Annotated in this window: 20 protein-coding genes; 8 read left to right on the plus strand and 12 right to left on the minus strand. The window is 66.1% G+C overall.

The window, feature by feature from the left end; genetic code table 11:
• Window positions 1–47: 47 nt before the first annotated feature.
• Window positions 48–647 carry a hypothetical protein gene (locus ACQR0Z_RS28035; protein WP_434920775.1) on the minus strand — a complete coding sequence of 200 codons (600 nt, stop codon included), beginning with the start codon at window positions 645–647 and terminating at the stop codon, window positions 48–50.
• A 154-nt stretch (window positions 648–801) separates the two neighbouring features.
• Here ACQR0Z_RS28035 and ACQR0Z_RS28040 point away from each other — a divergent pair, with 154 nt between their 5' ends.
• On the plus strand, window positions 802–2,364 hold the full coding sequence (locus ACQR0Z_RS28040; RefSeq protein ID WP_434920776.1) for an AMP-binding protein: 1,563 nt from the start codon (window positions 802–804) through the stop codon (window positions 2,362–2,364).
• 1,193 nt (window positions 2,365–3,557) lie between these two features.
• On the opposite strand, the gene ACQR0Z_RS28045 is transcribed toward ACQR0Z_RS28040, so the two are convergent.
• On the minus strand, window positions 3,558–4,688 hold the full coding sequence (locus tag ACQR0Z_RS28045; protein ID WP_434879424.1) for a hypothetical protein: 1,131 nt from the start codon (window positions 4,686–4,688) through the stop codon (window positions 3,558–3,560).
• Between the two features lie 241 nt (window positions 4,689–4,929).
• On the opposite strand from ACQR0Z_RS28045, the gene ACQR0Z_RS28050 reads away from it, so the two are divergent.
• Window positions 4,930–5,331: a hypothetical protein gene (locus tag ACQR0Z_RS28050; protein ID WP_434879425.1), complete on the plus strand. Its 402-nt coding sequence runs from the start codon at window positions 4,930–4,932 to the stop codon at window positions 5,329–5,331.
• Between the two features lie 122 nt (window positions 5,332–5,453).
• Here the strand turns inward: ACQR0Z_RS28050 and ACQR0Z_RS28055 are convergent, their stop codons facing one another.
• Entirely contained in the window at window positions 5,454–5,864 is a 411-nt protein-coding gene (locus ACQR0Z_RS28055; protein WP_434879426.1) for a DUF1801 domain-containing protein, read from the minus strand.
• A gap of 213 nt (window positions 5,865–6,077) precedes the next feature.
• Here ACQR0Z_RS28055 and ACQR0Z_RS28060 point away from each other — a divergent pair, with 213 nt between their 5' ends.
• Window positions 6,078–7,769: a methyl-accepting chemotaxis protein gene (locus ACQR0Z_RS28060; RefSeq protein WP_434879427.1), complete on the plus strand. Its 1,692-nt coding sequence runs from the start codon at window positions 6,078–6,080 to the stop codon at window positions 7,767–7,769.
• 287 nt (window positions 7,770–8,056) lie between these two features.
• On the opposite strand, the gene ACQR0Z_RS28065 is transcribed toward ACQR0Z_RS28060, so the two are convergent.
• The 4 genes from ACQR0Z_RS28065 to minC are packed head-to-tail and all read right to left on the minus strand — an operon-like array spanning window position 8,057 to window position 10,649.
• Complete coding sequence (locus tag ACQR0Z_RS28065; protein ID WP_434859776.1) at window positions 8,057–8,830, minus strand: thioesterase family protein; 774 nt, start codon at window positions 8,828–8,830, stop codon at window positions 8,057–8,059.
• A gap of 21 nt (window positions 8,831–8,851) precedes the next feature.
• The gene (gene minE, locus ACQR0Z_RS28070; protein WP_009029981.1) at window positions 8,852–9,127 is read right to left on the minus strand and encodes a cell division topological specificity factor MinE; all 276 of its coding nucleotides are present in this window, start codon (window positions 9,125–9,127) and stop codon (window positions 8,852–8,854) included.
• Window positions 9,124–9,939, minus strand: a complete 816-nt coding sequence (gene minD, locus ACQR0Z_RS28075) for a septum site-determining protein MinD (protein ID WP_315722251.1) — start codon at window positions 9,937–9,939, stop codon at window positions 9,124–9,126. The genes minE and minD overlap by 4 nt, the downstream gene beginning before the upstream one ends.
• 20 nt (window positions 9,940–9,959) lie before the next feature.
• On the minus strand, window positions 9,960–10,649 hold the full coding sequence (gene minC / locus ACQR0Z_RS28080; protein WP_434920777.1) for a septum site-determining protein MinC: 690 nt from the start codon (window positions 10,647–10,649) through the stop codon (window positions 9,960–9,962).
• A 523-nt stretch (window positions 10,650–11,172) separates the two neighbouring features.
• Here minC and ACQR0Z_RS28085 point away from each other — a divergent pair.
• The 4 genes from ACQR0Z_RS28085 (at window position 11,173) to ACQR0Z_RS28100 (ending at window position 16,908) form a co-directional block, all read left to right on the plus strand.
• Window positions 11,173–11,808 (plus strand): hypothetical protein, encoded by a 636-nt coding sequence (locus tag ACQR0Z_RS28085; protein WP_434859774.1) that lies wholly within the window; start codon window positions 11,173–11,175, stop codon window positions 11,806–11,808.
• Between the two features lie 41 nt (window positions 11,809–11,849).
• Window positions 11,850–13,466, plus strand: a complete 1,617-nt coding sequence (locus tag ACQR0Z_RS28090; RefSeq protein ID WP_434859773.1) for an ABC transporter substrate-binding protein — start codon at window positions 11,850–11,852, stop codon at window positions 13,464–13,466.
• Between the two features lie 133 nt (window positions 13,467–13,599).
• The gene (locus tag ACQR0Z_RS28095; protein WP_434879430.1) at window positions 13,600–15,123 is read left to right on the plus strand and encodes an ABC transporter substrate-binding protein; all 1,524 of its coding nucleotides are present in this window, start codon (window positions 13,600–13,602) and stop codon (window positions 15,121–15,123) included.
• 213 nt (window positions 15,124–15,336) lie between these two features.
• Entirely contained in the window at window positions 15,337–16,908 is a 1,572-nt protein-coding gene (locus tag ACQR0Z_RS28100; protein WP_434859771.1) for an ABC transporter substrate-binding protein, read from the plus strand.
• 301 nt (window positions 16,909–17,209) lie between these two features.
• Here ACQR0Z_RS28100 and ACQR0Z_RS28105 read toward each other — a convergent pair whose 3' ends face one another.
• From ACQR0Z_RS28105 to ACQR0Z_RS28125, 5 genes are all read right to left on the minus strand, one after another.
• Window positions 17,210–18,178 carry an NAD(P)H-dependent flavin oxidoreductase gene (locus ACQR0Z_RS28105; protein WP_434859770.1) on the minus strand — a complete coding sequence of 323 codons (969 nt, stop codon included), beginning with the start codon at window positions 18,176–18,178 and terminating at the stop codon, window positions 17,210–17,212.
• 144 nt (window positions 18,179–18,322) lie between these two features.
• Entirely contained in the window at window positions 18,323–18,940 is a 618-nt protein-coding gene (locus ACQR0Z_RS28110) for a hypothetical protein (protein ID WP_434859769.1), read from the minus strand.
• Window positions 18,940–19,521: a YqaA family protein gene (locus tag ACQR0Z_RS28115; RefSeq protein ID WP_434859768.1), complete on the minus strand. Its 582-nt coding sequence runs from the start codon at window positions 19,519–19,521 to the stop codon at window positions 18,940–18,942. Before ACQR0Z_RS28115 ends, ACQR0Z_RS28110 begins: the two co-directional genes overlap by 1 nt.
• A gap of 73 nt (window positions 19,522–19,594) precedes the next feature.
• On the minus strand, window positions 19,595–19,996 hold the full coding sequence (gene hisE / locus ACQR0Z_RS28120; RefSeq protein WP_434859767.1) for a phosphoribosyl-ATP diphosphatase: 402 nt from the start codon (window positions 19,994–19,996) through the stop codon (window positions 19,595–19,597).
• Between the two features lie 106 nt (window positions 19,997–20,102).
• The gene (locus ACQR0Z_RS28125) at window positions 20,103–20,501 is read right to left on the minus strand and encodes a hypothetical protein (protein ID WP_434859766.1); all 399 of its coding nucleotides are present in this window, start codon (window positions 20,499–20,501) and stop codon (window positions 20,103–20,105) included.
• 278 nt (window positions 20,502–20,779) lie between these two features.
• Here ACQR0Z_RS28125 and ACQR0Z_RS28130 point away from each other — a divergent pair, with 278 nt between their 5' ends.
• The gene (locus ACQR0Z_RS28130) at window positions 20,780–21,832 is read left to right on the plus strand and encodes an ABC transporter substrate-binding protein (RefSeq protein ID WP_434879432.1); all 1,053 of its coding nucleotides are present in this window, start codon (window positions 20,780–20,782) and stop codon (window positions 21,830–21,832) included.
• The last annotated feature ends 83 nt before the right edge of the window (window positions 21,833–21,915 follow it).

A 21,915-nucleotide genomic window follows, 5' to 3' on the forward strand; every position in this document is an offset into this window, starting at 1 on the left:
TCCCTGGTCCGTGTTTGACCAAGGGATAGCGAGGCGGCGTCGCGCGATCAATCGTCGCCGAAGAAGCTGAAGCGCGGCCCCTCCATGCCGACCGGCTGCGCCGCATAAGTCCGCGGCGTGGAATCGTCGCGCACGGCCTGCTCGACCGCGCGCAGATCCTGCTCGCGACGCAGACGGCGGCGTTCGACATATTGCCGGTGCCGCTCGGCGCGACGCTGCTCGGCCGTACGCTTTCGGTCGGCCTCGCGCGATTTCTGATCCGCATCCGGCGACTTGTCCGCAACTTTCTCCGGGCCGCTGCTCTGCGATGTGTCTTGCGCACCGGGCGCGGCTTGAGCCGCGGCCGCCGTAACCGGGGAGGCCGACGGCTGCGCCGCGGGCTCGGTCGACACCGGCGTGACCGGAGCCGGTTCGGCGGCGGCTGGCGCAACCTTGACCGGCGTGACCGCAGCCGCCTGGGTGGCTGCGAGATAGGACGACGCGGTCGGGCTCGGTGAGGCTTCCGGCGCCGGACGCTCGGCGCGGGCTTCGAGCACAGGCGTCTTTGGATTCATCTTCTCGGCGATGACGAGCCCACCACCGAGACCGACTGCGACGGCGATCGCAACCGTTCCCGCGCCTGCAAAGAAAGCTGTCGAGCTGCGCATGGCCGTACTCCCTGATTGTTCGGGCGGGCAACGCGGCGCGCGCGACGATGTTCCGGACGGCATCGTGACGCGCTTGAGCGCGACCCGCATTCTGATAGCTTTCGTGACAAGCCATGCGACGCAACAACGATCGCGGCATTCGGGAGGACGTTCCATGAGCCATCAGCTTCATTCGTTTCCGGTCGTCTGCGAGCAGACCTTGCTGACGCTGTCGCGGCATCCGACGCGCACCGCCTTCAGCTGGCCGGCTGGATCGTTGTCCTATCAGGGCGCGATCGACCTGATAGGACGGATGCAGGGCGTGTTCATGCGGCTCGGCCTGCGGCCGGGAACATGTGTCGCGTTCCTCACCGCGAACCGCGCCGACACCTGGTGCGCTGGCATGGCCGCACAATTGTCGCGCCTCGCGATCACCTGGCTGCATCCGCTGGGCTCGCTCGAGGATCAGCTGTTCCAGCTCGCGGATTCCGAATCGCAGGTGCTGGTGATCGATGCGGCGGCGTTCCGCGACCGCGGCGGCGAGCTGGCCGCACGCGCCGATGGAGTCCGGCACGTCTTCACGCTCGGACCGGCCGGATATGGATCGGACCTGCTGGCGGCCCTCGATCAGGCTGGCCATGCCACGGCGCGCAATTTCGCCACGCCGGACGATGTCGCGACCTTGAACTACACCGGCGGCACGACCGGCAAATCGAAAGGCGCGCTGCGTCACCACCGCGAATATGGCGGCTTCGCCCCCGCGATCCTGGCCGACTTCGAGATCCCGGAGCGCGCGCGCTATCTGACGGTGGCGCCGATCAGCCATGTCGCCGGCACCAAGGTGCTGCCGACCCTGATGCGCGGCGGCACCGTGCACATGCTCAAGGGGTTCGATCCCGAAGCCGTGCTGCAGACGATCGAACGCGAGCGCATCAACTTCACCCTGTTCGTGCCGACCATGATCTACGTGCTGCTCGATCATCCGGCGCTGGCGAAAACCGATCTCTCCTCGCTCGAGCTCGTGCTCTACGGCGCCTCGGCCATGTCGCCGACGCGCCTCGTCGAGGGCATCGAACGCATCGGCCCGGTGTTCTCGCAGCTCTATGGCCAGACCGAATGCTATCCGGTCTCGGTGCTGCGCAAGGCCGACCACGATCCGAAGCAGCCGGAGCTGTTCCTGTCGTGCGGCTTCCCGATCGCAGCCTGCGAGGTCAAGATCCTCGACGACAACGACCAGGAGGTCGCGCAGGGCGAGGCCGGCGAGATCTGCGTGCGCGCGCCGCATGTCATGACGGAATATTGGAAGCGGCCCGACATCACCGCCGAGACCTTGAAGAACGGCTGGCTGCACACCGGCGACATCGCCCGCCGCGACGAGCGCGGCTACATGTACATCCTCGACCGCAAGAAGGACATGATCGTCTCCGGCGGCTTCAACATCTTCCCGCGCGAGATCGAGGACGTGCTGACTCAGCACAGCGATGTCGCAATGTGCGCGGTGGTCGGCGTGCCCGACGACAAATGGGGCGAGGCCGTCGCCGCGATCGTGGTGCCGCGGGCGGGCGCGCAGCCTGACGCAAATGCGCTGATCGAGCTGGTCAAGGCGCGCAAGGGCTCGGCGCATGCGCCGAAGCGGATCGAGTTCGTGAAGGAGCTGCCGGTGACCGGCGTCGGCAAGATCGACAAGAAGGTGCTGCGCGCGCGGTATTGGGAAGGCCGCGGGCGTATGGTGGGGTAGCGGCGCGGCGACGCGGCTATATTCCTTCGTCATTGCGAGCGAAGCGAAGCAATCCAGGGGCGGCACGCATGGCCCTGGATTGCTTCGCTTCGCTCGCAATGACGGGGGTCTTACGAACGACCGAGTCACGACGGCGGGATGGCGCGGATGTCTGATCAGCCCCACCTGCCAGCGCCGCACTCCCCTGTCGTCCCGGGCAAGCGCAGCGCGACCCGGGATCCATAACCACAGCAGGATGTGGTGAGCGAAGCTGGATCGACAAGCGTGCCTCATGCGTCGGCCTGTGGTTATGGGTCCCGGCGTTCGCCGGGACGACAGCGGAGTGCGCCGGGCGAGTTGCGAACACGGCATCGCAGCCTCGCGGCGCATCTGCGTCCGAGTCTTGCTGCAGTCGTCCCCTCCATCGGAACGGAGGGTGCAGGGAAGGCCAGGCCTCGACCGAGGCCTGCGGTCCGCGTGCAGCAAACAAAGCACGCGGCAGAACCACAGGTTCGGCCGGACAGACCCGGCCCTCCCTGCGCGATGGGTTGACGGATTATACGCAGTCTCCCCGGCGACCGGGCTTGTTTGCCACCGTAGCGACAACGCGTTTCATGCGTTGCGCAGACCTCAGCGTCGGGAGGCCAGGACCCTGCGACTTCACCGTCCGCGACGAGACGTACGTCGGCATGCTCAGAGCACGCTGCGCCTCATCGCGGCCACCGCCTCCCACCCCAACGCGTCGTGACGTTCGCGAAGCGCCCCTCGTGGATGAGGCGGGATGCGGAGAGGAAAACATGAATTTCGGAAAATACAAAGACAATTATTTTTCGCGCGGCGTCTGGACAGGCCAAATCAGCTTGAACCAATTGGGGAATTCGACGTGTCGGCGCACGGCCTGTCGTTGTCCCGATCGTTCTTCAACAGCGATGAGCTCGAGCCCAAATGTGGTCGTCGGGCAAATCAAGACATGGCAGGCCGTAGGGTGGGCAAAGCAGCCGCCCGCAGGGCGGTCGCGTGCCCACCGCGCATCCGCATCGGTGGACGATGGTGGGCACGGCGCGCGATAGCTCGGCGTCGCAAGCAAGTAGCTGGGCGCGCCTTTGCCCACCCTACGGTACTGAGTTGTTTGACAGGGGTCGCGCCTCACCCGCCGCTGTCGTCCCGGACGAGCTACGATGCGCGCGAGCGCATCGGAGGGCCGATCCGCAAGTTCACAGGGCCCCGAACGCATCACGCGACGGAGCGAGCGGCAGCCAATCCGGAATCCGCCGCTTGGCGACCCAATACGGTCTCCACAGCGCGCGCCAGGTGGCGAGGTCGAACGGGGCCTCACCCCGTTTGATCATGGGTGGGTCGATCAGCGCGAGATCGTGCAGGTGCAGCCAGCGTCGCGCCGCCCACCACAGCTCACGAGACACGGCCGCATTGCCGGGCCCCGTGAGCTGAAAGATGTTCAACAAAGGATCGCGCCAATGACGGCCGACCTCGAGCGTCGCCACACGTTCACCCCGGCGGCGCACGCTCCACAGCCGCGCCCGACCATGAGCAATGTCGCCGCCATAGGTGCGGACACAATTGCGCATGGCGACCGCCTCCCCGATCAGATCGGAAACATCCGAGAGCGGCCGGAACTCGTAGTCGCCGATGCGGCCAGGATCGAGCCACATGTCGCTGACCGGCCGTTGACCGAGGTTGAGATGCAGCGCGACCTGCCTGCGCCAATCGAAGGCGGCCGTCAGCGCTGCGTCGAGCCTGATGTCCGGCGTCCACGGCCGCTCGATCAGTCCGTGAGCGAAGCAGCCAGGCTGTCCGGAGAACCAGATCCACAGCGCCAGCAGATGCGCGCGCTCCCGCCTCACCATCTTCGGCACGCGGACCAGTTCGCGCGCGATCCACACCGCGGCCGGCTCATGCGCGAGCGCGGCCATCTCGGCCACGAGCTGCAGCCAGATCGGCATCAGCTTCGGCGATCGCGGCAAGTGATTGCCGATCTGCCGCCGGAACAGTTCGCCGTTCGGCAGCGGGTCGATCGGACGGATGAACGCCTCCGGCGGCAGCTTGCGCAGCCACACCGGCAGCGCCGCCAGGGCAGCGGCGATGGTGAGTGAGCGTCCGGCGATGACGCTGGCGATCGCCGGCTGCGGATCGATCGTCCGGCGCGGCACCGCCAGCGCGAACAGCAGCGCCGGAAAGCTCACCGCAAGATCGGCGAGATGCGGGTGCCGCATCGCGCAGGCGCGGACGCGGGATTGAAAGCGAGACGAATAACGCCGCAGCCGGCGTTCGCACAGCGACGAACGCACCAGCTCCCGGCGGGGAGCAAGCAATAGATGAGATGTCATGACACGACTGTTCAAACGCAGGCCAGGACGGCCGCGGGCTTTTTGATGAAGTGTGAAATCGTCAAATCGTAGCCGGGACAATCATCCCGGCGCCTGCGTCAATGATCGCGCAGCGAGCCCGGGAAGCGCGTGAGTCTGGACATCGTCGCCTCCTGCGTTGAAGTTGAGTGAGCGTTCATTATCCTGCTTCTCGTTCCTACGCAACTGAGCGTGGGCACTCGACCGTGAGTGAAGGGGACCGATGGCCTGGGATCGCGTCTATACTGTCAACGACTACTACGACGGTCCGCGTCTCGGCTTGGCGGACGTCGACGGCGTTCCGCACATTTACGAGGCGGAATTCGACCATAGCACGGAGGACTATGGCGACACGTATTTCGTCTCGTCGGTCGACCCGCAGCTCTTTGCTCTCATCGTCGAAGATTGGGACATCTGGCTGCGCTGGGACGCGGCGTTCAAGCGAGGCGAGGTCCCGCATCACACCCATCCTGCCCTGCCTGACGACCGGAAACGACATGAGGCGCTGAAGATTGCCATCGGTGATCGCCTGAAAGCCGACCGCGCGCGTGCTCGATACAAGCGGGCTCGCTTTGGCGTATCGCCGGCCCGCGAAACGATCGTCGCGTGGTCCGACATCGATTGATCTGACATGAATGGATTGATCAGGACGCGGTCGGGTGCCGTGCGAGCACCTTACCAGTCAGAAGAGCGCGCTCGACACCATGCTGCATCATAGGGAGCTGAACGCTCATGCCTCCGCGGAGCCTACCGCTTCCCCTTGGTCGCATTCAGCTTCACCGCGGCGCGGATCAGTTCCTTGAACGCGGTCTCGTCGATCTCGTCGCCTTCGTGAATGTCGATGGCGCGGCGGGCGTTGCCGTCGAGGCTGGCGTTGAACAAGCCCTTTGGGTCGGGCAGCGAGGCGCCCTTGGCGAAGGTCAGCTTGAGATAGGCCTTGTAGCTCTCGCCCGTGCAGATGATGCCGGCATGCGACCACACGGGAACGCCGCGCCATTTCCATTCTTCGACCACGTCGGGATCGGCCTGTTTGATCAGGCCGCGGACGCGCGCCAGCATCGCGCCGCGCCAGTCGCCGAGTTCCTTGATCCTTGCGTCGATCAGTTGCGAGGCCGACGCCTCGTGAGGTTCCGCGGCCGCACCCGGCTTTCTCATCATCCTTGCCCCTCCCTGCACTCGTTGAACCGTAGTTCTACGGCCAGCATACTCTGCACAACTTTAGGGCAAAGTTTAATTGTTCGCGCGCTAATCACCGCAAGCCCCATACGGCGACTCAACGACGAGCCACCATCCGCAGACGAGCCGCGCGCTGCTCTGCCCGGGCCTATCCCCCCATCGATCCTCCCGGACCGACCCGATTTGGAGTTGCTCATGTCGTTCTTTTCCAACCTGTCCATTCGCAACAAGGTTCTCATGGCGTTCGGCGTGGTGCTGCTCACTGCGATGGGGCTCGGCGGCTTCTCGATCGATCGCCTGTCGAGCGTGAACGGCTCGGCGGCGGAAGTGCGCGACAACTGGCTGCCGGCCACCGGATGGATCGGCGCCATGGCGAAGGCGACGGAACAATATCGCAGCCGCGAGGGCCAGATGCTGATGGTGACCACGGCGGCGGAACGAAGCCAATACGAGAAGTACATGACGGACGCCCATCAGTACTTCGAGAAGAACTGGCGTCTCTACGAGCCGACGGTGACGACGCCGGAAGAGAAGGCCATCGTCGCGGCCTTCAAGAGCTCGTGGGATGCCTATCTCACCGATGGCAAGCAGTTGCAGGAGTTGATTGGCAAGAACCAGATCGAGGCCGCCAGGGCGCTGTTCCTCGGCCGCATGCGGGACACTTTCGCTGGCGTGCGCAAGGCGCTGGAGCAGGACCTCGCGTTCAATGTCGAGCAAGGCAAGAAGGAAGCCGACAGGGGCGCAGCCGTCTATACGTCCTCGCGGATCTGGATCTTCGGCGTGATCGCGCTGGCCGCGCTGCTCTGCATCACCATGGGCTATCTGATCGTGGCCGGCGTGGCGCGGCCGATCACCGCGATGACCGAGGCGATGCGCCGTCTCGCCGGCGGCGACATGCGGGCCGACATCCCCGGCGTGGGCCGCAAGGACGAGATCGGCAACATGGCCGGCGCCGTGCAGGTGTTCAAGACCAACGCGATCGAGACCGAGAAGCTGCGCGCCGAGCAGGCCGAGGCCGAGAAGCACGCGGCAGCGCAGCGCAAGCGCGACATGAACGAGCTGGCCAACCGCTTCGAGGGCGCCGTCGGCGAGATCATCAACACGGTCTCCTCGGCGTCGACCGAGCTCGAAGCCTCCGCCACGACCTTGACATCGACCGCCGAGCGGACGCAGCAGCGCACCACCACGGTGGCCGCGGCCTCCGAGCAGGCGACCGCCAATGTGCAGTCGGTGGCGTCGGCGACGGAAGAGTTGAGCTCGTCGGTGACCGAGATCAGCCGGCAGGTGCAGGACTCCGCGCGGATCGCCAACGAGGCGGTGGATCAGGCGCGCAAGACCAATGACCGCGTCAGCGAGCTGTCGAAGGCGGCGGCGCGCATCGGCGATGTGGTCGAACTGATCAACACCATCGCCGGCCAGACCAACCTGCTGGCGCTGAACGCCACGATCGAAGCGGCGCGCGCCGGCGATGCCGGCCGCGGCTTCGCGGTGGTCGCAACCGAGGTCAAGGCGCTCGCCGAGCAGACGGCGAAGGCGACGGGCGAGATCGGCCAGCAGATCGCCGGCATTCAGGCGGCGACGCAAGAGTCGGTCGGCGCCATCAGGGAGATCAGCGGCACGATCGAGAAGCTCGCCGAAATCTCATCGACCATCGCCGCGGCGGTCGAGGAACAGGGCGCCGCCACGCAGGAGATCTCGCGCAACATCCAGCAGGCCGCGCAAGGCACGCACGAGGTGTCGTCCAACATCACCGACGTCCAGCACGGCGCCAGCGAGACCGGCTCGGCCTCCACGCAGGTGCTGTCAGCGGCGCAGTCGCTGTCACAGGACAGCAACAAGCTGAAGCTGGAGGTGGGACGGTTCCTGAGCACGGTGCGGGCGGCGTAACGGAGAGATCATTCTAAGTGGCCCCGCTCTCGCCGCGACAGCGGTGAACTCCCCTCCCCCTTGCGGGGAGGGGTTGGGGGTGGGGGTCCCCGGGCGATGAACGTCGTGAGTAGCTAGATTTACTGCGCGTAGCCTCGCGTGGGAGCTTCGCTCCGCGCCCTACGACTAATAGCGGAACTCGGAGACCCCCACCCCCGACCCCTGCCCGCAAGGGGGAGGGGAGCGCACCGTTTGCGGGGACAAAGCGCCGCCAGATCACGATCGAGACGCGATCGGGTGCACTCCCCTCACCGCTTCTCGATCACCAGGCTCTGCACCACGCGCCCGAAATACCCCCTCACATCCCCCAACCGCGCCATCGCCAGCCCTGCGCCGTCCGGGCCGATCCAGCTCTCGGCGTCCAGCAAAATCCACTCGCCGACCGGCTCGCGGGCCATGTTGACGGTGAGGTCGGCATTGAGGAACGTGTAGCTGTGGAAGTCGAGCGCGGCCGAGGTGCCGTTGCAGAAATCGCTGGCGACCACCGCGCGCATCGCTTGCGACACCGCGTGTCCCTCGACCAGCGGCCAGTCGACGCGATACCAGATCGCGCCGGGACCGCGCACGCCGAAGCGGCCGCGCGCGGCGCGCAAGGTCATGCCGCGGACGAAGGGGCTGGTGGAGAAATCGGCGGGCTCGGGCTGGGCGTCATCAGGGCCGACGAGATCGACCGGCAGCTCGCGGACATCCTCCGGCAGCGGCACCGCATCCTGCCTGATCTTCAGCACCGTCGCCGTGACCACCACCGTATCGCCGGCGCGCAGGCGCACCGCGCAGAGCTGGATCTTGCGGCCCTCGCGCAGTACTTCCGTCTCGACCGTCAGTTCTGCGAGCGGCACCGGGCGCATCAGATCGATGGTGACGCGGGCGATGCGCATCGGCGACTTGGTCGGGATGCGTTCGGCCGCCCAGACGGCCAGCGCCGAGGGCGCGGACCCATGCTGCATGGTCGGATCCCAGGGTCCGGCGGCATCGGGGCTGACGGTGACGCTGTTGTCCGCGACGCGGAAGATCGGCCGCATCAGCGCACGCCTCGCCACGTCTCAGCCGGCGCTGGCAAAGGCGCGATCGGCGCCGTTCGGCAGTTCGATGTCGACCTCGAGCGTCGAGACATGTTTCCCCCGGTCCATGCGGACGATGACCTTGTCCGGATCGAGTAGCACATGGCGCGAAACCACGGCGAGGATTTCCTCGCGCAGCTGCATCAGCAGATCGGGCTGGCCGCGCAGGCTGCGCTCATGCGCGAGCAGGATCTGCAGCCGCTCGCGCGCGACCGGCGCCGAGGCTGCACGTCCGGTAAAGAGCCGCAATACGCTCATGCAGCCCTCCGTCCGAGCAGCAGGTTCATCAGGCCCTTGCGCTCGGTCGGGATCTGCATCTCGACCTGCTCGCCGAGCAGGCGGCGCATCGCGTCGTGATAGGCGCGCGCCGGCGCACTGGCCGGGCTGTTGAGCGTCACCGGGCAGCCGACATTGGAGGCGCGCAGCACGTCCTGGCTTTCCGGCACGATGCCGAGCAGCGGCGTCGCCAGGATTTCCAGCACGTCCTCGATCGACAGCATCTCGCCGCGCGCGGCGCGGCCGGCATCGTAGCGGGTGATGAGGATGTGCTTCTCGACGCGCTCGCCATTCTCGGCGCGCACGGTCTTGGAATCGAGCATGCCGATGATGCGGTCGGAATCGCGCACCGACGACACTTCCGGATTGGTGACGATCAGCGCCTCGTCGGCATAGCGCATCGCGAGCATGGCGCCGCGCTCGATGCCGGCGGGACTGTCGCAGATCACCCAGTCGAAGCTCTTGCGCAGCTCGTGGATGACGCGGCCGACGCCGTCCTCGGTCAGCGCGTCCTTGTCCTTGGTCTGCGAGGCCGGCAGCAGCCAGAGATTCTCCAGCCGCTTGTCGCGGATCAGCGCCTGCGGCAGCTTGGCGACGCCATGCACGACGTTGATGAGATCGAACACGACGCGGCGCTCGGCGCCGAGCACGAGATCGAGGTTGCGCAGGCCGACGTCGAAATCGACCACCACGACCTTCTCGCCGGCCTGCGCCAGCGCCGCGCCCATCGCCGCCGTGGTGGTGGTCTTGCCGACGCCACCCTTGCCCGACGTCACAACAAGTACTTTCGCCATTTTTCGAATCCTCCTGCTACTCAGTTCAATGCAACGATCTTCATGGAATGACCTTCGAGCCGCGCCTGGGCGGCCCGGCCGCGCAATGCATCGTCGATCTGTTCGGCGGTCTGGTAGTAGCCGTCGATCGCGACCAGCTCGGCCTCGATCTTCTGGCAATAGATGCGCGCCGCGCCGTTGCCGTTGATGCCCGCCATCGCGCGGCCGCGCAGCGCGCCGTAGATGTGGATGGAGCCGCCGGCGACGATCTCGGCGCCAGACGACACCGCGCCGAGCACGGTGACGTCGCCGTCGGGGAACACGATCGACTGGCCGGAGCGCACGGGCTGATCGAGCAGCAGCGAGGTCGGCGGCTGCAACGCCGGCTTCTCCGGCTCGATCTCCTGCACGGCGCAATGGCGGCCGCCGGACAAGAGCGGCGGCATGCCGGGCGACAGCCGGCCCGGCTCGACGCCTTCGAGGCCGAGCACGCGGATGTTGCGCGCCTCGATGCTCTTGACGAGATGCGTGATCGCGAGCGGGCTCAGGTCCACCGCGGAGAGATCGAGCACGATCGGCTTGCCGACGAAGAAGCCGGGCGAGCCCTTCAGGGTTACGTCGAGCTCGGCGAGCCAGTCCGCAATCGGCACCACCGGCGAGAACACGAAGGCGACGTAGGAGCGCCCGCGCAGACGAATAAGAGGACGTACCGCTTCAGCGCTGGCACTCATGACCATCCGACCCAACCCTTCTTAGTGATTGGTTAACTGTCGGCGCCAGATGGTTAACGGATGGTTAAATCGCGGCTAAGTCGCTCGAAAATCGACAGACGCACGCCTGACATGCTTCGATGATGATCGAATCGAGGCCGAATCTTGGCGCGATTGAGACGCAAATTCCGAACATCTGCGTCAAGACCTGTCATGCCTCATTTCGATCACATCATGATGATAACTTTAACGTACATATAATTCGGAGCCGATGGCTTTAGGCGGTTCCGATCAATTGACACTCGTCAGGGGGCGGGGCATGGGATCGAGGGAGGCGCTAACGGTACGTTCACCGTACTCTGGCGCCAGGCAGGACAAGGCCTTTGGCGTGCGATCGCTGATCGACGCGAAACGCCCGATTCTGCAAAGGGTTCCGGCTGAACTGACGTGGCAGACGCGCTCTCGCACCTGGTTCGAAAACTGCTCTCACGACCGTGGCAGAAGCGCATCAGTTTACCGGAATCGAGCGTCAGAGGAGTAGCGTATGAGTTCGTTGAGTGAACAGAATCCGATGAACCCGCAAGACCCGCTGCACTATGCGCCGCGGTGGCTGCGGGAACGCCCGGAAGCAGCACGTCTATCTCTCGTCGGTGACACCGCCAAGGCAGCGGAGGCGGCCGAGCGTCCCGCTCCGGGACAGCAGGGTCCACTCGATGCTCGCCTGGAGACCGCCGTGTTCGAATCCCTCCGCCAGTCACTGAATCCGCAGGTCATGCGCGAGCCGCCGGATCTCGAGCGTGAGCGCGACCGCCGCTCGGTCGTGTTCAAGATCGCCGGCCGTTTCGCCGCCGCCACCGGCGTCGCCGCCGTGGTCGCGCTGTTCTTCGTCAACATCGTCCCGGTGTGGCGCCAGCCCGATGCGAGCTCGTCCTTCGTCGCCGCCGTGCAGTCGATGAAGTCGCTGCCGCCGGTCGCCGCCGACGTGCAGGACGTCAAGGCCGACCAGACCAGCGCGCTGCCCGAGCGGGTCGAGCCGCCGGCCCCCGCCCTGACGCAGTTCAAGTCGCTGCTCGCGGACGCTCCGGCGCCGGCGGCAGAGGCCGATACGTCCGAAAAGCCGATGCTGCAGCAGTTCATGCAGTGGAACCAGAAGACGGGTCAGATGGAGCGGGTTCGCTAACCCTCTACGACTGATCCGTTTCCAACACCTTACAGGCGACGATGACCGACGTCCTACCGCAGAAAGCGGCAGCACGCCGAACGCAGGCTCACGCCCGTATCGCAGCCGCCCTGCTCGCGACGCTGATCGCGAGCGGAGCCGCGCCGAGCGGAGCCGTTGCTGCGCCCGGCGAAAACGTGAGCGTGGCGCGCCAGCTCGGCGGCCGCGTCGGTCCGATCATCGGCGCCGCGCTGGCCTGCCGCGACATTGCGCGTCCGCGCATCCAGGCCATCCTCGAGAAATTCCAGCTCGTCATTCGCGAGGCCGCAAGCAGCGAGGCCGATCGGGACGAATTGACGCGCCTGCTCGACAACTACGTGGCGGAGGGCCGCAGCCTCGTCACGTCGGGCCGGATGGATTGCCCCGGCGCCGAGCGCCTGCTCGCCGATCTCGAACAATCGATCGCGGCGCCGCCCACGAACAGGCCGATCGTGAGCTTCGGGCCGGCCATGGCGCAGGCTGCGACGACGCCGGCCCAAATGCTGCCGCCCGCCGGCAACGTCCGCGGCGTGACGCAGAGCGAGATCAAGCTCGGCATGGTGATCCCCTATGCCGGGCCGGTGAAGGAGACCGGGCGGCTGCTCAAGGTCGGCATCGAGGCCGCCTTCAACCGCGTCAACGAGGCCGGCGGCGTCAATGGCCGCGTGCTGAAGCTGGTCACCGCCGACGACGGCTACGATCCGGCGCGCACGCTCGATGCGATGAAGCAGCTCTACGACAATGAGCAGGTGTTCGGCTATATCGGCAATCTCGGCTCCGCCACCGCGGCGGTCGCGATCCCCTACGCGCTCGAGCGCCGCGCGCTGTTCTTCGCGCCCTATACCGGCGCCAACGTGGTGCGCCACGACCCGCCGGATCGCTACGTCTTCAACTACCGGCCGAGCTATGCCGAGGAAACCGACGCGCTGGTGCGCTATCTCGTCAAGATGCGCCGGCTGCAGCCCAGGCAGATCGTCGTGTTCGCGCAGAACGACGCGTTCGGCGATGCGGGCTTTGCCGGCGTCGCCAAGGCGTTCCGCGCGCTCGGCGCCAGCGACAATTCGATCGTGCGGGTCAACTATCCGCGCAACACCGTCGAGGTCGACGACGCAATCAATCAGTTGAAGCTGCTGAAGACGCCGGTCAAGGCCGTGGTGATGCTGGCGACCACCCGCGCGGCCGCCAAGTTCATCGAAAAGGCCCATGGCGTATTTCCGGGCGCGATCTTCGCCAACATCTCGGCGGTCGGCGGCTCGGCGCTCGCCAGCGAGCTGCTGCTGCTCGGACCGCGCTACGCCGATGGCGTGATCGTCACCCAGGCGGTGCCGGGCGTCTCCGGCTATTCCAGCCTGGTGCTGGACTACAAGAGCGCCCTCGCCAAGTACTTCCCGGGCGAGCCGCCGGACTACACATCGCTCGAAGGCTACATTTCCGCGAACATCCTGATCGAGGGATTGAAACGCGCCGGCCCGAGCTTCGACACCGAGCAGCTGGTCGAGACGCTCGAGAACATGCGCAACATCGATCTCGGCCTCGGCGCGCAACTCGGCTTCGGGCGCGCCGAACATCAGGCCTCGCACAAGATCTGGGGCACCGCCCTCAACGAAAGCGGGACCTACCAACCTGTCGAACTTGAATAGGATACCGCTGGAGGCAGCACGGCCTGGACGACGACGACGACAAATCGACGACAGAGAAACCCCACATTAATTCGAAATGCCGCGAATAGCAGAACAATGAGGGTTGGAAGCAACTGAGAAGGTGGATAGTTCGATGGCCATTCGTTGGTCCGCGTTGATCCTGGGGGGCCTGCTCGCCGCTCCCTTCGGCCCCGCTCTGGCGGCGGCTCCCGACGTCGTCCGGGAGCTTGCGGGCCGTGTCGGGCCGGTCGTGGGACAAGCCTCGGCCTGCCCCGACATCGCGCAGGGCCGCGTTCAGACCATCGTCGACAAATTTCGCGAAGCGATCCGCCAGGCCACGACGAACGATACCGAACGCGACCTGCTGACGCGCACCTTCAACGGCTACATCGCCGAGGGCCGTAGTCGCACGGGCACCTCGCAGGCCACCTGCGTGGCCGCCGAACGTCAGCTGACCGACCTCGAGCGCTCGCTCGGCCAGCCGGCCGCAGCTACCCCGCCCGCCAAGGCTGACGCGACGATCGGGGCCGTCAGCACCGGGCCCGTTCGTGGCATCACCGACCGCGAGATCCGCTTCGGCATGGTGTTGCCTTTCACCGGCATCCGCAAGGAGACGGGCCGCCAGATGCGGCAGGGGATCGAGGCCGCGTTCGCCCGCGCCAATGATTCCGGCGGCATCAACGGCCGCACCCTGCGGCTGGTCGCGGCGGATGATGGATACGACCCAAACCGCACCCTCGCGGCGATGACGCAGCTCTACGACAAGGAGCAGGTGTTCGGCTTCATCGGCAACATCGGCACCGCCAACGCCCAGGTCGCCATTCCCTATGCGCTCGAGCGGCGCGCGTTGTTCTTCGCGCCGAACTCGGGCGCCGCCGTGGTCCGCCGTGACCCGCCGGACCGCTATGTGTTCAACTATCGCGCCAGCTATTCCGAGGAGGCGGCCGCGATCGTCAACTACCTCATCAAGCTGAAGCGCATTCCGCCCAAGCAGATCGGCGTCTTCCAGCAGGATGACGCCTATGGCGACGATGCCTTCGCCGGCGTGGCGAAGGCCTATCGCCAGCTGAACATCAGCGACGCCGTGGCGCGCTTCACCTTTCCGCGCGCCACGATGGAGGTCGACGATGCGATCAACAAGATCAAGGCGCACAAGCCCGCGCTGAAGGCCATCATCATGGTGGCGACGGACCGCGCCGCCGCGAAGTTCATCGAGAAGACACGCGATGCGATACCGGGCCTGATCTACGCCAACGTCTCCGCCGTCGGATCGACGTCGCTTGCGACCGAATTGAAGCTGCTCGGGCCGCGCTTCACCAACGGCGTCATCGTGACGCAGGGCGTGCCGGCGGTTTCGGGCTATTCGAGCCTCGTGCTCGACTACAAGAATGCGCTTGCCAAATACGCGCCCGGCGAAGCGCCGGACTACACGTCTCTGGAGGGCTACATCGCGGCGACCATCCTGATTCAGGCGCTGAAGCAGACCAATCCGCTCGACACCGAGCGTCTGGTCGACACGCTCGAATCGATGCGCAGCCTCGATCTCGGCCTCGGCACGACGCTCGCGTTTGGACGCGCCGAGCATCAGGCTTCGCACAAGATCTGGGGCACTGCCCTCGATGAAACCGGCACGTACCAGGCGATCGAACTTGAGTAGAATTAGCTTCGAAGGGGAAGAGGTGGTGGATTCGCTCCGTTAGCAGGTTCTAAAGCATGATCCGAGAAAGCCGTGCCGGGTTACCGAAATGGTCATGCTCTTAGGAAAGGCTGGTCTGTGCATGGTGACGGTCTTATGGCTTATCCGTCGCGGACAGAGCGTCAATTCACCAGGCGGAAGACCTGGATTGGGGTCGATAGTGGGATAGTGGCAATGAGCTTTCGTTCTAGCGTGTTTCTGGTTGCGGCATTGCTCGCAACTCCCGCCAGCGCGGCGGGCACCAATGCGGATGTCGTACGTAATCTCGCGAGCCGGGTCGGTCCGATCGTGGGAGCAGCGTCCGCGTGTCAGGCGATCGACCAGGGCCGCGTTCAGGCCATTGTCGACAAGTTTCGCGAGGTGATCCGGGAGGCATCCACGGGCGGCTCGGATCGCGACGAACTCACGCGCGTCTTCAACGGCTATGTCGCGGACGGGCGCAACCGCGTGGGCGCAGCGCAGACCGACTGCAACACGGCTGGACGCCAATTGGCCGAACTCGAGCGCTCATTGGGGCAGAGCGCGCCGAGCCAGACGGCCACCAGCCTTGCCGGGGTGATCGCGCCGTCCGCGGCCGTCGCAGCCACCGCGCCAACAGCCACCCTGCCGCCGCCCGCCGCCAGCAATGTCCAGGGCGTCAACGCCAACGAGATCCGCTTCGGCATCGCCGCTCCGTTCTCCGGGGCGTCGAAAGAGCTCGGACGGCAGATGAAGATGGGCATCGAGGCCGCCTTCAACCGCGCCAATGATTCCGGCGGCGTCGCCGGCCGATCGCTGCGGCTCTATTCCGCCGACGACGGTTACGAGCCGTCGCGCACGCTCGATGCGATGAAGCAGCTCTACGAAAAGGACAAGGTGTTCGGCTTCATCGGCAATGTCGGCACGCCGACGTCGGCCGTCGCCATGCCCTACGCCCTGCAGCGCCGGACCCTGTTCTACGGGGCGTTCACCGGGGCCAACATCCTGCGCAACGATCCGCCGGATCGCTACGTATTCAACTATCGCGCCAGCTATGCGGAAGAGACCGACACGGTCGTGCGCTATCTCGTGAAGCTGCGCCGCCTGCAGCCGCGTGACATCGCCGTGTTCGCGCAGCAGGATGCCTATGGCGATGCCGGCTTCTCCGGCGTGGCGAAGGCGTTCCGCTCGCTCGGCCTGGCCGACACCGCGATCACGCGCTTCAACTACAAGCGCAACACGGTCGACGTCGACGAGGCGGTCAACCAGCTCCGCGCGATGAAGACCCCACCCAAGGCGATCGTCATGGTGGCGACCTACCGGGCGGCCGCGAAGTTCATCGAGAAGACCCGCGACCTCTACCCGAGCATGATCTACACCAACGTCTCCTTCGTCGGCTCGACCGAGCTGTCGGATGAGCTGATGCTGCTCGGCCCGCGCTATGCCTCGGGCGTGATCGTCACCCAGGTGGTGCCGGCGGTCGGCGGCTATTCCAGCGCGGTCCTCGAATACAAGGGCGCGCTGGAGAAGTACTTCCCGGGCGAGGCGCCGTCCTACGTCTCGTTCGAGGGCTATGTCGCCGCCAACGTCCTGATCCAGGCGCTGCGCAAGGTCGGTCCGCAGCTCGACACCGAGGCGCTGATCGACACGCTGGAGAACATGCAGAGCATCGATCTCGGCCTCGGCGCCAAGCTCGGCTTCGGCCGCGCCGAACACCAGGCCTCGCACAAGATCTGGGGCACCGCGCTCGACGAGCGCGGCAAGTTCCAGGCGATCGAGCTCGAATAGCCCCGTCGATCCCAGCGGGACCCGAGACAGAAACGCGGCAGCCCCGGCTGCCGCGCTTTTGCGTTTGACGTGATGCGGCGGCTCATCGCAGCCGCGCATGTAGCATTCCGACGGCCCGCAGCTCGCGGCTGCTCCAATCGCAGCGGAAGCTCTCTGCTCCGTCATTCCGGGGCGTGCGCAGCACGAGCCCGGAATCCATCTCACGGCAGATCATGCAGCCCGATGGATTCCGGGCTCATCGCGCTGGCGCGCGTCGCCCCGGAATGACACCGAGATGGGAGCACGGCCGCAGGCCGCAAGCTCAAAGCGGCGGATCAATGGCCTCGTCGTATTCCTTCTTGAAGCGGGCGATCAGCTCGGCGGCGGGCAGCACCTCCTTGATGGCGCCGATGCCCTGGCCGGAGCCCCAGATCTCCTTCCACGCCTTCGGCTTGGCTCGCTCGCCGGAGGCATCGGTGCCGAAGCTCATCTTCGAGGGGTCGGAGGTCGGCAGATTGTCCGGATCGAGGCCGGCGGCGACGATCGACGGCTTCAGGTAGTTGCCATGCACGCCGGTGAACAGGTTCGAATAGACGATGTCGTCGGCACCGGACTTGGTGATCATGTCCTTGTAGTTCTCGACCGCATTGGCCTCCTTGGTGGCGATGAAGGCCGAGCCGATATAGGCGAAGTCGGCGCCGAGGATGCGGGCGGCGCGGATCGCGCGGCCGTTGGCGATGGCGCCCGACAGCGCGATCGGACCGTCGAACCAGCTGCGCGTCTCCGCAACGAAGGCGAACGGCGAGATCGTGCCGGCATGGCCGCCGGCGCCGGCTGCGACCAGGATCAGGCCGTCAGCGCCCTTCTCGATCGCCTTGTGGGCGAAGAACTGATTGATGACGTCGTGGAAGACGATGCCGCCCCAGGCATGCGCCGCCTGGTTCAGCTCCTCGCGTGCGCCGAGCGAGGTGATCATCATCGGCACCTTGTACTTCTCGCACAGCGCCAGATCCTGCTCGAGCCGGTTGTTGGAGCGGTGCACGATCTGGTTGACCGCGAACGGCGCCGATGGACGCTCGGGATGCGCGCGGTCGTAGGCGGCGAGCTCCTCGGTGATGCGCGCCAGCCATTCGTCGAGCAGCGCGGCCGGGCGCGCGTTCAGCGCGGGAAACGAGCCGACGATGCCGGCCTTGCATTGCGCGATCACCAGGTCGGGCACGGAGATGATGAACAGCGGCGAGCCGATCACCGGGATCGACAGGCGTCCCTTGAACAAGGCGGGCATGGACATGGACAGGAATTCCTCTTGGTGAAATGCGGTCGCTCGTGATCCCGAGCATGCCCGACATCATGCCGTGATGGCAATTCGCTCGCAGAGGGACCGGAAAAGCCCGTGGAGGGTCTTGCGTTGAGGCGCTGGCCAGAACGCGACGGTCTACTGGCAGAGCGCCGAGGTTACGAAGGTATCGGTGCGGCAGTCGTCCGGCTTGCGCTGGCGACCGGGGATCAGCACCTTTGCCGAGCAGGTCTCGGCGGAATCGGTGTTGAGGCTCTTGCCTTCCTTGTAGCCCTTGCCTTGGCACAATTTGTCGGCGCCGAGCTTGCAGTCCGGCGTGCCGTTGGTGGCGATCGGGCAGACGATGCGGCCGGACACCATCGTGGACGGTTTGGCGAGCCGCGAGAGCGTGTCGCCGGTCTCCTTCAGGACGCCGCCCTGGTTGTCGCCGCCTTTGGGCGCGGGCGGCTGGACGGCCTGCCGTGGCGGCTGCGGCGGCTCCGACGGCGCGGCCTGCGCGCCATCGTCCGTCGCAGGCGGCTCGGCGGGCTCGGGGCGCTTCAGCGGGATGATCGACATCTTGTCGAACAGCTTGCCGAGTTCTTCCACCAGACCGGGATTGGAGGGCGGCGGAGGCGGCGTGGCGGCAGGTGGCTGCGGCGGCGGTGCCTCGCGCAGGCCAGCGCCAGGGGCCGATTGCGCCCATGCCGCGGCCGTGAACAGCATCGCTGCGATCAAGGCCGAACCTGCGATCAGCCCGGCGCGCCGCGTCCGCATCAGATGAGCTTCACGGCGATGACGAAGCCCGCCACCAGCACGGCCGCGCCGATCGCCACCCACAGGCCGAGATGCTTCTCGATGTGCACCCTGATCCATTCGCCGTAGCGATTGAGCAGGATCGCGGCGATGAAGAAGCGGCCGCCACGGGCTACGATCGAGCAGATGACGAACAGGAACAGGTTGTAGCCGGCAAAGCCCGACGTGATCGTGACGAGCTTGTACGGGATCGGCGTCAGCCCCTTGAGGAGGATGATGATGGCGCCCCATTCGGCGTAGGAGGCGCGGAAGGCGTCGACCTTGTCGCCGAGACCATAGAGATGGATCAGCCATTGGCCGAGCGAGTCGTAGAGCAGCGCGCCGATGGCATAGCCGACCACGCCGCCGGCGACCGAGGCCGCGGTGCAGACGCCGGCGAACAGCCAGGCGCGTTGCGGCTTCGCCAGCGACATCGGAATCAGCATCACATCCGGCGGCACCGGAAAGAACGAGCTTTCAGCGAAGGCGATCGCCGCCATGATCCAGAGAGCATGCGGCTTGTGGGCGGCGTCGATACACCAATCGTAGATCCGTTTGAGCATGGCCGGGGATGAAGCAAACCGGGCCGCATTTGTCCATGCGTTTGTCTTTGGGCGATGTGCCCATTCGGCGACGCTAATGCCGCTTGCGGATGATCCGGTTGTCGGCCGCGACGATCGGTCGCCCCGGAACACGCGCAGACGCCGCCTTGGCGACCTTCACCGGCGATTTCGGCAGTTTCTCCGCGATGCCGAGCATCAGCTCGCGCCGCTCCATCTCGCGCCAGACGTCCTCCGGCTGGATGCCCAGCTCGGCCCACAGCACGGCGAGATTGTAGATCAGGTCGGCGCTTTCGCGCACCACCGCCTGCGTATCGCCGCCGACGGCATCGATGGCGACCTCGATCGCCTCCTCGGCGAGCTTCTTGGCCATCTTGCCGGTGCCCTGCTGCATCAGCTTGGCCGTGCGCGAGCGCGCGGGATCCAGATCCCTCGCCGCGAGAACTGCGCGATAGAGCCGCTCGATCGAATCAGTCATTCGGCCACAATAGTTAAAATCAATGGCGGTGGTGTTAACGAGTGCGGCAGACATGAAAAAATCCGCCGGCGCGAGGCCGGCGGATTTTCTGAGGGGTGATCGTTGATCACCAGCGATTGTAGTAGCCACCGCCGTAATACGGACCGCCGCCGCCATAATAGTTATAGCCGGGGCCGTAGCCGTAATGGGCCGGACGACCGTAGTAATAGTGGTCCTCGTAGTAGGCGCGACGGTTCTGCGCCGCGGCGATGGCGAGACCCGTGCCGACGATGCCGGCGAAGGCCGCGGCAGCCGCCGCACCGCCATTGCCGCGATAGTGGCGCCGGCGCGCGCTGACGTCGGTCAGGCCGCCGTCATTGGCCGTCTTGGCGACAGTGCCCTTGTCAGCCGGCGCGGAGCCGGCGAAGGCGAGGGTCGGCGCAACAGTCGTCAACGTCACCGCGGCCACCGTCGCCAGGACGGTAGCACGGCCAAAGCGTGAAAAACTTCCGCGCTGTGCGATCATGTGGATCCTCCGTGTGATCAAAACTCGCCAAATCAACTCCTCAACTGGGGTGACAGTTCCCCCGGCGAAACCGCGAGTCGAAGCCGCAAATCGCCGCAGGCCTTGCTCATGGACCGTTCAGATTCCATCGGACATGATCAGGCACCGCCGGCCCCGAGCGGCGTTGTCACGAAATTGACACATCGAGATCGCCGTCGCGGCCGCTGAACTGATTAGAATACCGGCGCCGAGACCATGCGGCCTCGTCAATACCGGCGTGACCTGATGCGCGTGACCTGATGCGTATGCGACGACCCATCACCCTGCTTGCTCTGGCGCTGCTCGCGGCTGTCGCGCCTGGATGGCTGTCCTCAGGACGCGCGAGGGCTGAGGAGCCGAAGCGCCCGGTCGCGGTGATGTTCGCGCTGGACCGCGCGCTCGATGGCAGCCTGGCGCCGTTCGTGCTCGCCGGCAGCCGCGGCCTGTTCGGCGCCGAGGGCGTCACCGTCACGATGACCACGGCCAAGGGCTCGACCGAGGCGATCGCCCGCGTGGCGGCCGGCGAGGCCGACATGGCGCTGGCCGACATCAACGAGCTGATCCGCTATCGCGACGGCACCAACAGCCAGCCGATCAAGGCCGTGTTCGTGCTGTTCAACAAGGCGCCCTATGCGATCATCGCGCGCAAGAGTCGCGGCATCAACGCGCTCGCCGACATCGAGGGCAAGACGGTCGGCGTCGCCGAGGGCGATCTCTCGATCCGGCTGTGGCCGGCGGTGGTGAAGCACAATCATCTCAAGGCGGAGACGATCAAGCTGTCGCGCGTCGGCGCGGCGGTGCGCGAGCCGATCCTGTCCGCCGGACAGGTCGACGCCGTCAGTGGCTTCTCCTACCTCTCCGCCATCAATCTGCGCGACCGCGGCGTGCCGGCCGCCGATCTCGCCGTGCTGCGCTTCGCCGACTATGGCTGCGAGGCCTATGGCCACGCGGTGATCGTCAGTCCCGGCTTTGCCGCCAAGCAGCCGGGAGCCGTGAAAGGCTTTCTGCGGGCGCTGACCTCAGGCGTGCTGCTCGCGATCAAGGACCCGGCGGCGGCCATCACCGAGGTGGCGAGCAAGATGGACGATCCATCGCGCGAGCTGGAACTGGAGCGGCTGCAGGCCGTGCTCGCCGACAATGTGCTGACCTCGGACGTCCGCCGCGACGGCCTCGGAGGCATCGATCCCGCCCGGTTCGAGCGCGCGCTCGACCAGATCGCCGAGGATCGCAAATTCACCCACAAGCGCCCGGCTCCGGCCGATATCTTCGACAACGGCTTTCTGCCGCCGGCCGACAGCCGCCTCGTCAATTGAGCGCTCGCCGCGATTGCCGATCCCTTGCTAACATCGGGTGAACCGCCGGCTGGCGGTGATTCCACCTCTGCTCACGAAGCGCC

It is taken from the genome of Bradyrhizobium sp. HKCCYLS3077 (assembly GCF_051167555.1).
In the GTDB taxonomy this organism is placed as follows: domain Bacteria; phylum Pseudomonadota; class Alphaproteobacteria; order Rhizobiales; family Xanthobacteraceae; genus Bradyrhizobium.